Raw genomic sequence first — 13,643 nt, 5'->3', positions numbered from 1 at the left:
CGTAGATAGTTGCCCCTGTGGTTTCCCTGGCGTAGAGGGCAGGGCAGTGGCTGCAGTCTCTGGACGAAGCTATTTACACAGAATCCCGGACTCTCTCGTTTCTCTGCAGCTTCAACGGTTAAAGTCAGGGGCACTGCCCTGCGTCCCCTGCGCCACTGGGTTAGCCGTCTGATAGGCAGCCTCGAAGGTTTCACCGCCATTCATCTTTCCTATGAATGCCAAGATGCCTGCCGTTCCGACTCCGGCAACCCAAGGGCGAACCTCATGTCCTGCTGCTGCATAGAGGCTATGGATTTCGGTTTTTCCAAGCGCTCGGCGTTCTGCATTCTTATTGTCGCTATACCGCCCAACGGCGTCGAGCCAGTCTTGCAGGGACTTGAAGGAGTACAACTCCTCTCGCGTCGGACGAGGAATACTGGCGGCAACAAGAAACCGCCAGTGTGATTCGGAGTGCTCCGGCGCTTCGCTGACGGCAACAGCAAGCCCTTCGTCAAACCATTGGGGCATGCGCTGCCACGCGAGTAATGTTAAACGAGTACTCATTTCGGCATGGGACCATTCGTGCGCGATGAAGTGCCAGTTCAGTCCGCGAGGCGAAAGAATAATCCGGTCGCCGTAGACCTTCGCGATAGCTCCTCTCCCTCCAACCGCCCAGAAGCAATGCTCGGTGATGCAAGCATATACGGTAGGACTGGCCTTGGTGTCCCCGAAGGTGTTTGTAATGACATCTTTGGCTTTGTCCATCGCCTCGCGCAATTTCGTTTTTGTGGCGGCATCGGCGGCTTGTTCAACATAAATGTTCGGTGTGACGGGGACGAAGCCGAAGGTCTCTGGCGCGTAAAGCTTTCCGGCTTGAAGAAGGCTACAGCCGCCAAGGAAGGCAACAATGGGAAGCAAGGCAAAATGAAGTGGAATGCGCATAGGAGGACTACGGCTCTTGGCTGTGGATCTGGAGAAACAGTTGTTGCCGGGGAACTTCGAGCCGGTGCCTGTCCCATCTGCTGGCCTGCAGGACACAAGCTGCAGCCCTGGCCGGTTCGGCGTTTTGACGAAAAGGCATTGCTGCGGCGGTGGGCAAGGGGCTGAAAGCGGGCAGTTTGCTATTGTAATGATGCTGTTTGTTTAATCGCCATCTTTTGAACGGCAACCCGTGGCAACCGCCATTGCGCCTGTCTGAGCAGCGGTTTCCATCGGCCAAGGGCGTAAAAAAGCCGCCCGCAGGGTACGGACGGCTGGGGGGGCTAGGTGCTCGGCGTTAAGCCAAGCCGAACGGAAATCAGTGCAGCGCCAGAATCCAGGCAATCGCCGCCTTGAGGTCGTCGTCGCTGATCTTGTCGGCCGGGTGGGCCAGCATCGGGATGTCGCCCCAGACGCCGGCGCCGCCGGCGCGGACTTTGTCGAAGAGGCGGGCGGGGGCTTTGGCGTCGCCTTTGTATTTGGCGGCAACGTCCTGGTAGGCGGGGCCGACGCGCTTTTGGTCGATGGTGTGGCAGGCGACGCAGCGGGCTTTCTTGACGATGGCTTCGCTGGCGTGGGCGGCCGAGCCGGCGAGCAGGAACAGGCTGAGGGCGAGAAGACTGAGTTTGTGCATGAGCAAAAATCCTTGGACGGAGTCAAACCAGGCCGGCGGCCTGGAGTTCGGCCCATTCGGCATCGGTGAACAGGCGGGAGCGGCTGAGGAAGGAGAGGCCGGTGCCGCATTCGAGAGAAAAATTGTCGCTGGCGCCGGGGACGGCATCGACGATCAGTTGGGTGTGCTTCCAATACTCATACTGGCCGGCGTTGATGTAGAAAGGCACGCCGCCGATTTCGCCGAGGTGGATGTCGTAGGGGCCGATGGCGAGGTCGCCCGGCAGGTAGCAGTTGGGGGCGCTGTTGTCGCAGCAGCCGCCGGATTGGTGAAAGATCAGCGCCGGGCCATGGGTGGCTTTGAGCTGTTCGATCAGGGCCAGTGCGGCTGGGGTGGCGGTGACACGGTCAACCATGATTTCTCCGGTTTTCTGGCGGAAAAAAAGGGGGCGGTTGCCCGCCCCCGTAAACGTTGCCCGCAAGCATTGAGAACTGGGCAAGTGGAGCTCGGTGTCAGCGGCCGGGCCAGACGTGCCTGCAGCCCTTTCGGCCACAGGCACCGCACCGGCTGCGTCGGGGATCAGAAGAAGCCGAGCTTGCTCTCGGTGTAGGAGACGAGCAGGTTCTTCGTTTGCTGGTAGTGGTCGAGCATGACCTTGTGGGTCTCGCGACCGATCCCGGATTCCTTGTAGCCGCCGAAGGCAGCGTGCGCCGGGTAGGCGTGGTAGCAGTTGGTCCACACGCGGCCGGCCTGGATGGCGCGGCCCATGCGGTAGGCGACGTTGCCGTTGCGGCTCCAGACGCCGGCGCCGAGGCCGTAGAGGGTGTCGTTGGCGATGGCCAGGGCTTCGGCTTCGTCCTTGAAGGTGGTCACCGCGAGCACCGGCCCGAAGATTTCTTCCTGGAAGATGCGCATCTTGTTGTGGCCCTTGAACAGCGTCGGCTGGATGTAATAGCCGCCGGCCAGGTCGCCACCGAGTTGGGCGCGTTCGCCGCCGATCAGCACTTGCGCACCTTCTTCCTTGCCGAGGGCAAGGTAGGACTGGATCTTGTCCATCTGCAACTGCGAGGCCTGGGCGCCGATCATGGTTTCGGTGTCGAGCGGCGAGCCTTGCTTGATCGCAGCAACGCGCTTGAGGCAGCGTTCCATGAACTTGTCGTAGATCGATTCCTGGATCAGCGCGCGGCTCGGGCAGGTACACACTTCGCCCTGGTTGAAGGCGAACAGCACCAGACCTTCGATGGCTTTATCAAGGAAGCCGTCGTCCTTGTCCATCACGTCGGCAAAGAAGATGTTGGGCGACTTGCCGCCGAGTTCCAGAGTGGCCGGGATCAGGTTGTTGGCAGCGGCCTGGGCGATGACGCGGCCGGTGGCGGTCGAGCCAGTGAAGGCGATCTTGGCGATCCGCTTGGAAGTTGCCAGCGGCATGCCGGCTTCGCGGCCGAGGCCATTGACGATGTTGAGCACGCCCGGCGGCAGCAGGTCGGCGATCAGCTCCATCAGGATCAGGATCGAGATCGGGGTGGATTCGGCCGGCTTCAGGACGACGCAGTTACCGGCGCCGAGGGCCGGGGCCAGCTTCCAGGCGGCCATCAGGATCGGGAAGTTCCAGGGAATGATCTGGCCGACAACACCGAGGGGCTCATGGATGTGGTAAGCCATGGTGTTCTCATCGATTTCCGAAATGCCGCCTTCCTGCGAGCGCAGGCAGCCGGCGAAGTAGCGGAAGTGGTCGACGGCGAGCGGGATGTCGGCGTTCAGGGTTTCGCGGATCGGCTTGCCGTTATCGACGGTCTCGGCGTAGGCCAGCAGTTCAAGGTTGGCTTCGAGGCGGTCGGCAATCTTGAGCAGGATGTTGGAGCGGGTCGTCGCGTCGGTCTTGCCCCATTTCGGGAAGGCGGCGTGGGCGGCATCCAGCGCCAGTTCGATGTCTTCGGCGGTAGAGCGGGCGGCCTGGGTGTAGACCTGGCCATTGACCGGGGTCAGGACGTCGAAGTACTCGCCCTTGACCGGCGGCGTCCACTTGCCGTTGATGAAGTTGTCGTATTTTGCCTTGTAGGCAATCTTGGCGCCGGCGGTGCCAGGGGCTGCGTAGATCATGTTTGTCTCCATCTGCTGTTAAGTGTTTGCGAACAATGTCGAGCCGCACGCCTGGCCGGAGCCGGGGAGGAGGAAGCTGGGGCCTCGGCCGGGCGCTGGCTCGTGCCGGATTAATTGCAGGGGCCGTGCCAGCCCGTTCCGTTTGCTGGCTTGGCGACATGAAAACCATTAAAATCAGTGCGTTGAATGTTTTTGTTCGGCGCGGTTCGGCCGTTGCGGGCGATCTGCCCGGGGGCTGCCCGCAACACTTGTTCAGATTTGGAGCAGATTTGCTCCAGTTGCCCGGAGCAGGTAAAAAAATGCCCCGCGCGGCGTGGGCCGAACGGGGCGCAAGGGGTTTTTTCGCCGCCGAGAGGCAGGAGACGGGTCATTCGCGATAAAAACCGACCCCGATCAGGCTGTCCTGTTCGCGGCGGACGAAAGTCCGCTTCTGCTCGACGGCATTGGTTACCGGGTTGCGCCAGACGTAATCGACCGTGCCTTCGCCCTTGCTCCTGGCCAGTTCGATCATCTGCTGCACCAGCGGCCGGCCTTCGACATCGTGCAGGCTGGCGGCATCGGTACCGGTCAGCTGGGGATTCATTCCGTGCGCCAGAAATTGGCCGTTTTGCAGGTCGACCGCGAAAACGTAAAGGTCGTCGCGGACGAAGGTGCCACGGGGGTCGTTGAAGCTGGCGAAGGCCTTGCCGGCGCCGACCCGGCGCAGCTGCGCGCTGGCCGCATCGAGCAGCTTGCGCGCATCGTCGGCGGTCGAGCGCGGCGCGTAGTAGCCGACGCCGAGCACGTAGTCGCCGGCGCGGTGCAGCCAGGCCACCTTGGGCTCGACGTGGTTGCTCTGGCGGTTGAGCCAGACGTAACGGATCTTGGCTTCGTCCTGTTTCTCGGTGACCGCGAGCATTTCGCGGAACAGCGGATTACCGGCCGCATCGACGCTGTCGAGTACCTTGAGTCCGACCAGCGCCTCCGGTGCCGCGCCGTTGGCGACGTAGGTGCCCTGGCGGTCGATCACATACACGTAGAGGTCCTTGCGCACGAAGGGGCCCTTGCGGTTGTTGAACGCCGGCCACGCCTTCTCCGGGCCGTTGGCCTGCAGGTAGCGCACCGCCTGGTCGAACAGCGCGCGGGCCTCGCGCGGGGTGGCGTGTTCGGCGGCCAGAACGGCGCCGGTGGCGAGGGTCAGGGTCAGCCCAAGCAGCGGGGCGCGTAGGGAACGAGGGGGCATGGCAGTCTCCGGGTGTGTTTATCAAATAAAGGTCAGCAGCTGCGCGGGCTGGGTAGATTGACCAGCCCGTGGCGAGCCGCCAGGTGCAGCAGCTTGAAGTCGCTTTCCGCATCCAGCTTCTGGCGAATCAGCGACAGGTAATTGAGGATGGTCTTGGGGCTCAAGTGCATCGATTGCGCAATACCCAGTGCCGATTCCCCATGGGCCAGCAGGCGCAGCACTTCGAATTCGCGCGGGGTCAGGTCGGCCAGGGGGCGCTCTCCGGCAAGTGCTTCATCGGCCAGGACCTGGGCAATTTCGGGGGAAAAGGCACGTTGACCGTGGGCGACCTTGCGGATCGCCTCGATCACGCATTCCGGTTCGCTATATTTGGTCAAATAGCCGAGTGCGCCGCTGCGCAGGGCCTGGGTGACATGGCCGGCGCCTTCGTGCATCGACAACACCAGAATCCGGGTTTGCGGTGCCCGGCTCAGAATGCGGCGGATCGCTTCAAGGCCGCTGCTGCCGCGCAGGCTGAGGTCAACCACCGCCACATCGGGGGTTTGCTGGACGACCAGCGCATACGCCTCGTCGGCACTCGCGGCTTCGCCAATCACTGCGAAGCCCGGCTCATGGTCGAGCAGGCGGCGATACCCGGAGCGGACCACGGCATGGTCATCGACCAGAATGATGCGGATCATGCGTCCTCCTTATCCGTACGGGGCGGATGCGGGCGGGGCAGGCAGGCTTCCAGGGATAGGCCGTGCGGTGGGCGATGGTTCACGCGCAGGTGGCCGCCGGCCATGGCCAGGCGTTCTTCCATGCCGAGCAGTCCGCCGCGCCGGGCGATGCCCACCTCGGGCAGGCCTTTGCCATCGTCCGCGACATGGACAAACAGACCGTCCGGCGCATGTCCGACCACGATCCCGCAGTGCGTGGCGCCGCTGTGGCGCACGACATTGGTCAGCCCTTCTTGCACGATCCGATAAATCACCAGCGCTTCCTCCGCGTCTACGGGCGGCAGGTCTGCCGCGATCTCCAGGCTGAAACCGATGCCGGTTTCCCGCTGCCGCCAGCCATCGACCAGCTCGCGCAGCGCACTGCTCAGACCGGCGGCATCGAGTCCGTGCGGACGCAGGCGCTTGAGCATCTGTCGCAGTTGCTCGCGAATCTGGCGCACATCGCGCTTGAGTTCGCGGGCGCAAGTAGTCAGCTGTTCGGCGGTGAGTTGCCCGGCACGGCGTTCGAGATGGGCGGCGGTCAAGCCGATGGCCGTCAGGTTCTGCCCGAAATCGTCATGCAATTCCCTTGCCAGTGTCCGCCGCTCGTTTTCCTGCACGCTGAGCAGGTCGCGCGCCAGTTGCTGGCGGGCGGCGCGGGCAGTGTCGAGGGCTTGCGCCAGGGTCTCGATGGCTTGCGCCACGCGCCGGAACTCGCGCAGGGCAAAGGCCGGCAGGGCGCAGGGCTGGTCGGCCGCCAGCCGGCGCAGGCCGGCCTCCAGTTCGCGCACCGGGCTCAGCGCCCGGTCGGCCGCCCACCAGGCGGCGAGCAGCGTTGCTCCAGAATAGAACAACAGGGTGATGCAAAGTCGAACAGTGCTCGCCAGCCGCTCTTCGATTTCGGACTGCGGATTCGGCGCAATCCAGAATTGATGCGCCCCCAGACGCAGTGGATGTGGCGGGCTGACCAGCGGACTGGCCCCGAGCAGGCGGGAGAGGGCCGATTGGTCGTCGGGTTGCACAGCTTCGGGATGAGTCGCGATCTTGACGTGGCGCAAGCCGGCCTCGCGCAGTTGCGCTTGTAGCTGCTCGCTGCTTGCGGGCGGCTCCTGGCTTGCAGCAATCAAAAAGGCGACCAGTCGCTCGGAGGCCGAAACTTCGCTGCGGATGTCGCTGACCAGTGAATACAGGCTGCTCGCAGCCACCATCAAGAGCAGCCCGGCGAGCAGGCTGCCCAGCCAGAGCAGGAGTCGTTTGCGCAGGTCCATGCGGATTCCTGTCCATGAAATGCCGTCTTGTCTGCAGGTTTCGTACCGGCGGCCAGCGTTGTCGGGAAAATTTCCCGAATTGAGCGGGCAGGCCTCCCGAGACGGCGGCAAAAGCTGCTTCCTATACTCGCTCCACCTGTCGCGATTGACAGGCAAGCCACCGCCCAACCGAGCGTTCAGGCCTGACGAACAACATCCGGAGACTACTCAAATCATGACCACCCCACGCCATTCCTTTCGCCAGACCTTGCTTGCCGGTCTGGTTGCCCTGGCCTGCAGCGCACCGGCGCTGGCCAGCAAGAGCGTCAGTTGGGAAGACATTCTCAATGACGATAAAACACCGGGCGATGTGCTCTCCTACGGCCTCGGCCTCAAGGCGCAGCGGCATAGCACTCTGACCAGAATCAATACCAAGAACGTTGAGGATCTGGTGCCGGCGTGGAGTTTTTCCTTTGGCGGCGAGAAACAGCGTGGCCAGGAGGCGCAGGCGCTGGTCCATGATGGCGTGATCTACGTCACTGCATCGTACTCGCGGATTTTTGCCATCGATGCGCGCACCGGCAAGCGCCTGTGGGAATACGAAGCGCGTCTGCCCGATGACATCCGTCCCTGCTGCGACGTGATCAACCGGGGGGCCGCGATCTATGGCGACAAGATTTACTTCGGGACGCTGGATGCGGCCATCGTCGCCCTCAACAAAGATACCGGCAAGGTGGTCTGGCGCAAGAAGTTCGGTGACCACAAGGTCGGCTACACGATGACCGGCGCCCCCTTCGTGGTCAAGGATCAGAAGAGCGGCAAGGTGCTGCTGGTGCATGGCTCGTCCGGTGATGAGTTCGGCGTCGTCGGCTATCTGTTTGCCCGCGATCCCGATACCGGCGAGGAGGTTTGGGCGCGGCCGATGGTCGAAGGCCATATGGGCCGCCTGAACGGGAAGGAAAGCACCCCGACCGGCGACCCGAAGGCGCCGAGCTGGCCGGAAGGGCCGGATGGCAAGAAGGTCGAAGCCTGGCACCACGGCGGCGGTGCACCGTGGCAAACCGCCAGTTACGATGTGGACAAGAACATGGTCGTGATCGGCTCCGGCAACCCGGCGCCGTGGAACACCTGGCACCGGACCAAGGAAGGCGACGATCCGCGCAACTGGGACAGCCTGTTCACCTCCGGTCAGGCCTATGTCGATGCCAGCACCGGCGAGCTGAAAGGTTTTTACCAGCACACGCCGAACGACGCCTGGGATTTTTCCGGCAACAACTCGGTGGTGCTCTTTGAATACAAAGACCCGAAGACCGGCAAGCTGGTCAAGGCTTCGGCGCATGCCGACCGCAACGGTTTCTTCTTCGTCACCGACCGCGAGAAGCTTTCCGACGGCGCCGGTTATCCGAACAAGCCGAATGCCTTGCTCGGGGCCTGGCCGTTTGTCGAAGGGATCACCTGGGCCAAGGGCTTCGACCTCAAGACCGGCAAGCCGATTGAAGCCGGTAACCGGCCGCCATTGCCCAAGGCCGGGGCCGACAAGGGCGAATCGGTCTTTGTCTCGCCGCCTTTCCTGGGCGGCACCAACTGGATGCCGATGAGCTACAGCCCGCAGACCGAACTGTTCTACATCCCGGCCAACCACTGGGCGATGGACTACTGGACCGAAAAGCTGACCTACAAGGCCGGCAACGCCTATCTCGGCCAGGGCTTCCGCATCAAGCGCCTGTTTGACGATCACGTCGGCACCTTGCGCGCCATCGATCCCAAGACCGGCAAGATCGCCTGGGAGCACAAGGAGAAGTTCCCGCTCTGGGCGGGCACGCTGACCACTGCCGGCGGCCTAGTGTTCACCGGCACCTCCGATGGCTATGTCAAAGCCTTCGACGCCAAGAACGGCAAGGAACTGTGGAAGTTCCAGACCGGCTCCGGCGTGGTTTCGGTGCCGATTACCTGGGAAATGGACGGCGAGCAGTTTGTCGGTATCCAGTCCGGCTACGGCGGTGCGGTGCCGCTGTGGGGCGGCGATATGGCCGACCTGACCAAGCAGGTGACGCAGGGCGGCTCGATGTGGGTGTTCAAGCTGCCCAAATCGGCCAAGCGCTGAGCGGCCAATGATCTGGGGCGGAGTGCTGCGTAGTCGAGTGGCGCTCCGGGCGGGGCCGGTGCTGCATGGGTACCGGCTCAGTCATTTCGTTCACCGGGCCCAGCGCATGTGGCTGGCGCCCGCGTCCATCAGGAGGCCGCTGCGATGCGTCGTCTTGTCCTTTTTGCCCTGTTGTTGCCGTTGACCGTGGTGGCCGGCGAAGAAACGCTGGTGATCAATGGTTGCGGCCTGTGGCCACATGCCCAGTGTCGCGGTGCCGACCTGCGTCACGCCAATCTGGCCGGGAGGAACCTGGCCGGGGCCGATTTTTCTGGCGCCCAGCTGGCCCGCGCCAACTTTACCGGCGCCAATCTGGCCGGCGCCAATTTCGACGGTGCCGATCTCACTGCTGCCCGCCTGAACAAGGCGGCAGCGCCTACCGCCACCTTTCGCGGGGCGCGGCTGGTCGGGGCTGATCTGGAGTTTGCCCGCCTGTTCCGCACCGATTTCAGCAATGCCGATCTGACCGGTGCCAATCTCGAAGCGGCCAAGGCCAATTTCGCCTGGTTTCAAGGCGCGCGGCTGACCCACAGCAATCTGCAGGAGGCCAAGTTCTTTACGGTCAATCTGCGCGGCGCCGACCTGAGCGGTAGTTACCGACGCTTTACCGTCTTCCAGGACGCCGATTTCACGGGCTGCACCGGCTGCCCGGACCCCAAGGACTGGTGAGGTGCTTATGTCATTCCATGCGTTTTTCTGCGGCCGCCGCGCGGCGGCGCTGCTGTTGGGGCTGGGCTTGGGCCTGGGTTTGGTCACGGGGACGCTGCGGGCCGAGGTCGCGCAAGCCCCGCAAGTGGATGCGGCTGCGCTGCCGGCGCTCGGCAAAGCGTGGCAGGCGGCCAATCCTTACCGTGGGCAGGCCGCTGCCGAAACGGCCTTGGCGCCAGGTCAGGCAGCTTACAGCCAGGCCTGCGCCCGTTGCCACGGCGCCGACGCCAGCACCAACGCCGCACCCGCGCCCGATTTGCGCAACCTCAACCGCAGCTGCCACCGGATTGACGATGCGGAGCTCAAAGCCTGGTGCCAGCGCGACAACGACGCCTACTTCGCCAAAAGCGTGCGCCAGGGCAAGGTGATCGTCGGCGTCACCCACATGCCGGCCTGGGACGGCATCCTGCCCCAGGAACTGGCCTGGGCGATCCAATTGTTTATTGAGCAGCAGGCGCGCAAGCGCTGACGTTGCGGTGCGGGTCTCACGCACGGTCAACCGCTGAAAAATCGAATTTTTAGCCGTTGACCGTGTGCTTGCCGTGCGGGCGGCGTTCAATCAGTGCTGCCCGCCTTGGCTTGTGGCCGGTGTCCGCCACGAACAGCGGAGCACATGCAGCATCAGCGCAATCGCCGGCAAGGCCCAGAGCAATGCAAGCAAGAAGGGCGAGGTCAGCACCGACAGTCCGCCGAGCAGTGTGCCAAGCAGCAGCAGCGGCTTCGGCGCGTGATTGTCCTTGATCCAGAACCCGAGAATCAGCGCATACAGTGCCCATGCCGCCAGCCACAGCGGTGCCTGCGAGCGCCAGCTGGCGGCCAGCGCCAGCCAGGAAAAGGCGGTACATGCCAGCGCGGCGAGGAGGCGGTAGGGCATTCGGGTTCTGGGCTGGGGCGTTGTTTTGTGCGATGGTGTGTGCCGGGTTGCCGGACGCCAGCGCTCGGAGAATCAAGGATAGCGGAAACCGGACCGCTACTGCGGCCCGGTGCGCGTCTTATTCCCCGGCCAGCGCTCCAATCACCTGGGCAAACGACTCGCCGTTTCTCAGGCGTTCGAGATGCGCGTACAGCGATGCGGTGCCGACCTTCTCCAGCCAGCCCGCAACCACCCGCCTGGCGGCGGTGTAATTGCGCACGATGCGCTGTTCGTCACCGCTGAAAAATGCCGAAAAACTGCTCAGGCTGCGCACGGGTTCGCCGGGCGTAGCCTCCAGTGGCCGTGCGTAGCGCGGACGGTAATCGACTTGCATCGCCACCCCTTCGTCAAACCAGGCCGGCACTTCAAGGAAGCGTTGCAGGTAGCCGACGCGATGATGAAGCTCGGCATGCATCAGTTCGTGGGCGAGGACATCGACGTTCTGCCCCTGCGGGCCGACCAGCACGCAAGCGCGGCTGCCGATGAAAGGCGTACTGCCGTAAGGATTGAGCCGGAACGGCCCGAAACCCTCCGGACGGCTGAAAAACACCAGAATCGGCTGGGCGCTGGTCGAACCAAACGTCGCCGCAATTCGCGCCCGTGCCTCGCGGGCCAGTTGCTGGTAACGCTCTTGATCCGCTGCTGCGGGGTTATCGGTCAGTGAACCGTCGGGCAAACGCTGCAAATCAACCAGCCCGACCAGCAAACAAGCCGCCGGCGCCGACCATGCCTGCACGGCGGGCGCCACCGTCACCAGCATCGCCGCCAGGGTGGCCATCAGGAAGGAGCGTTTCAGGAAAGACATGGGTGATTACCGAGTTGTGGGCGATGCAGGCGGCTTGCTCGGTAGCGAGCCGCTGCCAGTTGGCCAAAAAGTCCGGGAGCATACACCTTCGGAGGCATCTTGCCGCTGCGCTTGGCTCTACCCATTTCGCGTTTGGTCCGAAAAAAAACGGCCCCGCTGCCGGAGCAGGGGGCCGTGCAAAAGGGGCGGAGGGAGGCCGCCCCGGGGAGAGCAGGGTTAGCTCTTGTGCAGCTTGAAGACCCAGACCGAACCGCCTTGTTCGAGGTAGTTCACGCGCTTGGCGACGTCGCCGCCCCACAGCGGCACGGCGCCGCCCCAGCCAGTGACGACGGCGATCATCTGCTCGCCGTCCTGTTCCCAGGTGACCGGCGGTGCGACGATGCCGGTACCGGTCTGGAAGGACCACAGTTCCTTGCCGGTCTTGGCGTCCACGCCCTTGAGGTAGCCTTCCGGGGTGCCGTAGAAGACCAGGCCGCCGGCGGTGGTCAGCACGCCGCCCCAGAGCGGGGCGTAGTTCTTGTTTTCCCAGACGATCTTGCCGCTGGCCGGGTCGAGCGCGCGCAGCACGCCGATGTGGTCATCATTCAGGGGCTTGATCGTGAAGCCGGCGCCGAGGTAGGCAGCGCCCTTCTTGTAGGCCACCGGCTCGTTCCAGATGTCCATCGCCCATTCGTTGGCCGGGATGTAGAAAAGACCGGTCTGCGGGCTGTAGGCCATCTGCTGCTGGTTCTTGCCGCCGAGGAAGGAGGGCGCCGAGAAGACGACCTTGCCCTTCTTGCCATCGCCTTCATCTGCCGGGTTGCCCGGGCGGCCGTCCGGGGTGTAGATCGGGCGGCCGGTGCTCATGTCGTAGCCGGTGGCCCAGGTGATCTTCTTGAGGAAGGGATAAGCGCCCAGCAGCTTGCCGTTGGTCCGGTCATTGACGAAGAAAAAGCCGTTACGGTCGGCCTTGCCGCCAGCCTTGATCAGCTTGCCGGTCTGCGGGTCCTTGTAGTCGAAGGAGACGAATTCATTGACGCCGTCAAAGTCCCAGCCGTCGTGCGGGGTGTTCTGGTAGTGCCAGACGATCTTGCCGCTGTCGGCGTCGATGGCCACGGTGGAGGACGAGAACAGGTTGTCGCCGGGGCGGAGGTGGCTGTTCCACGGGGCCGGGTTGCCGGTGCCGGCGAAGATCAGGTTGGTTTCCGGGTCGTAGGTGGCGCCGTTCCAGGTCGCCGCGCCGCCGGTCTGCCACAGGTCGCCCGGCCAGGTGGCGTTGGTGGTGCCGGAAATGCCGTTCTCCACCTTCTCGCCATTCTGGACGATGTAGCCCATGTGGCCTTCGACGGTCGGGCGGGTCCAGACCAGCTTGCCGGTCAGCGGGTCGCGGGCATCGACGCGGCCGACGATGCCGAACTCGCCGCCAGAGACACCGGTAATCAGCTTGCCCTTGGCGATGATCGGGGCGGCGGTCAGCGAGTAGCCGGCCGCGTAATCGCCGACCTTTTCCTTCCAGACGACCTTGCCGGTGTTCTGGTTGAGCGCGACCAGCTGGGCATCGAGGGTGCCGAAGATGACCAGGTCGCCGTAGAGCGCGGCGCCCCGGTTGATCACGTCGCAGCAGGGCATGATCCCGTCAGGCAGGCGGTGCTCGTACTTCCACAGTTTTTTGCCGCTTTTGGCGTCGATGGCGAACAGCCGCGAATACGAGGCGGTGACGAACATCTTGCCGTTGTGGATCACCGGCTGCGATTCCTGGCCGCGCTGTTTCTCGCCGCCGAAGGACATCGACCAGGCCGGGACCAGGTTCTTGACCGTCTTGGTGTTGATCTGGGTCATCGGGCTGAAGCGCTGGCCCTGGGTGCCGAGACCAAAGCTGACGACGTCGCCGTTGGTTTTGGCGTCATTGACGATGTCGGCATCGGTAACGCCGGCCTGCGCGGCCGGCGCGGCGAGCAGGGCGGCAGCCAGGGCCGTGGCCAGCAGCGAGCGGCGAAGGGGATGGGTGTTGTGCATGGAATGTCTCCTGTTTTGTGCGATACCGGCGGCGGGGTGCCGCCTGCGCGGGCTTCCGGGTGAGCTGGGGACCCACGGCGAAAGGCGAAGGGCAGGCTGCAAACCCTGTGCCATCGTCCGGTCAATGTTGGCAATCCCTTGCTGGGCATGGGATTGCGAGGGATCGTCCCGTTGGGGGCCGCCGCATGGGCAGCGGCGGCGATACAGTTCGCTGCTGCGTTGAGCAACAGCTGTTCAAATGT

14 protein-coding genes are annotated in these 13,643 nt (G+C 63.8%); 3 read left to right on the top strand and 11 right to left on the bottom strand.

Annotation, left to right across the window (positions count from 1 at the left end):
- Positions 1–111 precede the first annotated feature (111 nt).
- The 8 genes from VX159_RS13850 to VX159_RS13815 all read right to left on the bottom strand — a co-directional run bounded on the left by VX159_RS13850 (position 112) and on the right by VX159_RS13815 (position 6,858).
- The gene (locus VX159_RS13850; protein ID WP_371323472.1) at positions 112–921 is read right to left on the bottom strand and encodes a hypothetical protein; all 810 of its coding nucleotides are present in this window, start codon (positions 919–921) and stop codon (positions 112–114) included.
- Between the two features lie 355 nt (positions 922–1,276).
- Positions 1,277–1,591, bottom strand: coding sequence for a c-type cytochrome (locus VX159_RS13845; protein WP_371323471.1), 315 nt, complete (start codon positions 1,589–1,591; stop codon positions 1,277–1,279).
- A 22-nt stretch (positions 1,592–1,613) separates the two neighbouring features.
- Complete coding sequence (locus VX159_RS13840; RefSeq protein WP_371323470.1) at positions 1,614–1,985, bottom strand: DUF779 domain-containing protein; 372 nt, start codon at positions 1,983–1,985, stop codon at positions 1,614–1,616.
- 164 nt (positions 1,986–2,149) lie between these two features.
- Positions 2,150–3,670, bottom strand: coding sequence for an aldehyde dehydrogenase family protein (locus VX159_RS13835; RefSeq protein ID WP_371323469.1), 1,521 nt, complete (start codon positions 3,668–3,670; stop codon positions 2,150–2,152).
- A gap of 110 nt (positions 3,671–3,780) precedes the next feature.
- Positions 3,781–4,041 carry a hypothetical protein gene (locus tag VX159_RS13830; protein ID WP_371323468.1) on the bottom strand — a complete coding sequence of 87 codons (261 nt, stop codon included), beginning with the start codon at positions 4,039–4,041 and terminating at the stop codon, positions 3,781–3,783.
- Positions 4,038–4,892: a cache domain-containing protein gene (locus VX159_RS13825; protein ID WP_371323467.1), complete on the bottom strand. Its 855-nt coding sequence runs from the start codon at positions 4,890–4,892 to the stop codon at positions 4,038–4,040. The genes VX159_RS13830 and VX159_RS13825 overlap by 4 nt, the downstream gene beginning before the upstream one ends.
- A 32-nt stretch (positions 4,893–4,924) precedes the next feature.
- Complete coding sequence (locus tag VX159_RS13820) at positions 4,925–5,572, bottom strand: response regulator (protein ID WP_371323466.1); 648 nt, start codon at positions 5,570–5,572, stop codon at positions 4,925–4,927.
- Positions 5,569–6,858, bottom strand: a complete 1,290-nt coding sequence (locus VX159_RS13815) for a histidine kinase (protein ID WP_371323465.1) — start codon at positions 6,856–6,858, stop codon at positions 5,569–5,571. Before VX159_RS13815 ends, VX159_RS13820 begins: the two co-directional genes overlap by 4 nt.
- Before the next feature lie 214 nt (positions 6,859–7,072).
- On the opposite strand from VX159_RS13815, the gene VX159_RS13810 reads away from it, so the two are divergent.
- The 3 genes from VX159_RS13810 to VX159_RS13800 all read left to right on the top strand — a co-directional run bounded on the left by VX159_RS13810 (position 7,073) and on the right by VX159_RS13800 (position 10,157).
- Positions 7,073–8,941, top strand: a complete 1,869-nt coding sequence (locus VX159_RS13810) for a methanol/ethanol family PQQ-dependent dehydrogenase (protein ID WP_371323464.1) — start codon at positions 7,073–7,075, stop codon at positions 8,939–8,941.
- Between the two features lie 144 nt (positions 8,942–9,085).
- Positions 9,086–9,649, top strand: a complete 564-nt coding sequence (locus VX159_RS13805; protein ID WP_371323463.1) for a pentapeptide repeat-containing protein — start codon at positions 9,086–9,088, stop codon at positions 9,647–9,649.
- Between the two features lie 7 nt (positions 9,650–9,656).
- Entirely contained in the window at positions 9,657–10,157 is a 501-nt protein-coding gene (locus tag VX159_RS13800; protein ID WP_371323462.1) for a c-type cytochrome, read from the top strand.
- Between the two features lie 90 nt (positions 10,158–10,247).
- Here VX159_RS13800 and VX159_RS13795 read toward each other — a convergent pair whose 3' ends face one another.
- The 3 genes from VX159_RS13795 to VX159_RS13785 form a co-directional block, all read right to left on the bottom strand.
- The gene (locus VX159_RS13795; RefSeq protein ID WP_371323461.1) at positions 10,248–10,562 is read right to left on the bottom strand and encodes a hypothetical protein; all 315 of its coding nucleotides are present in this window, start codon (positions 10,560–10,562) and stop codon (positions 10,248–10,250) included.
- A gap of 118 nt (positions 10,563–10,680) precedes the next feature.
- A complete protein-coding gene (locus VX159_RS13790; protein ID WP_371323460.1) occupies positions 10,681–11,406 on the bottom strand; it encodes a hypothetical protein in 726 nt (241 codons plus the stop codon).
- Positions 11,407–11,622: 216 nt separating this feature from the next.
- Positions 11,623–13,401, bottom strand: a complete 1,779-nt coding sequence (locus VX159_RS13785; protein WP_371323459.1) for a PQQ-dependent methanol/ethanol family dehydrogenase — start codon at positions 13,399–13,401, stop codon at positions 11,623–11,625.
- Positions 13,402–13,643 lie beyond the last annotated feature (242 nt).

The sequence above is a fragment of the Dechloromonas sp. ZY10 genome, from assembly GCF_041378895.1.
In the GTDB taxonomy this organism is placed as follows: domain Bacteria; phylum Pseudomonadota; class Gammaproteobacteria; order Burkholderiales; family Rhodocyclaceae; genus Azonexus; species Azonexus aquae.
This window is presented reverse-complemented; position numbering and strand designations above follow the sequence as displayed.

Excerpts from the sequence above, each read along its gene's own strand:
- VX159_RS13850 (WP_371323472.1), bottom strand. The coding sequence starts at position 921 with ATGCGCATTCCACTTCATTTTGCCTTGCTTCCCATTGTTGCCTTCCTT.
- VX159_RS13845 (WP_371323471.1), bottom strand. The coding sequence starts at position 1,591 with ATGCACAAACTCAGTCTTCTCGCCCTCAGCCTGTTCCTGCTCGCCGGC.
- VX159_RS13840 (WP_371323470.1), bottom strand. The coding sequence starts at position 1,985 with ATGGTTGACCGTGTCACCGCCACCCCAGCCGCACTGGCCCTGATCGAA.
- VX159_RS13835 (WP_371323469.1), bottom strand. The coding sequence starts at position 3,670 with ATGATCTACGCAGCCCCTGGCACCGCCGGCGCCAAGATTGCCTACAAG.
- VX159_RS13830 (WP_371323468.1), bottom strand. The coding sequence starts at position 4,041 with ATGACCCGTCTCCTGCCTCTCGGCGGCGAAAAAACCCCTTGCGCCCCG.
- VX159_RS13825 (WP_371323467.1), bottom strand. The coding sequence starts at position 4,892 with ATGCCCCCTCGTTCCCTACGCGCCCCGCTGCTTGGGCTGACCCTGACC.
- VX159_RS13820 (WP_371323466.1), bottom strand. The coding sequence starts at position 5,572 with ATGATCCGCATCATTCTGGTCGATGACCATGCCGTGGTCCGCTCCGGG.
- VX159_RS13815 (WP_371323465.1), bottom strand. The coding sequence starts at position 6,858 with ATGGACCTGCGCAAACGACTCCTGCTCTGGCTGGGCAGCCTGCTCGCC.
- VX159_RS13810 (WP_371323464.1), top strand. The coding sequence starts at position 7,073 with ATGACCACCCCACGCCATTCCTTTCGCCAGACCTTGCTTGCCGGTCTG.
- VX159_RS13805 (WP_371323463.1), top strand. The coding sequence starts at position 9,086 with ATGCGTCGTCTTGTCCTTTTTGCCCTGTTGTTGCCGTTGACCGTGGTG.
- VX159_RS13800 (WP_371323462.1), top strand. The coding sequence starts at position 9,657 with ATGTCATTCCATGCGTTTTTCTGCGGCCGCCGCGCGGCGGCGCTGCTG.
- VX159_RS13795 (WP_371323461.1), bottom strand. The coding sequence starts at position 10,562 with ATGCCCTACCGCCTCCTCGCCGCGCTGGCATGTACCGCCTTTTCCTGG.
- VX159_RS13790 (WP_371323460.1), bottom strand. The coding sequence starts at position 11,406 with ATGTCTTTCCTGAAACGCTCCTTCCTGATGGCCACCCTGGCGGCGATG.
- VX159_RS13785 (WP_371323459.1), bottom strand. The coding sequence starts at position 13,401 with ATGCACAACACCCATCCCCTTCGCCGCTCGCTGCTGGCCACGGCCCTG.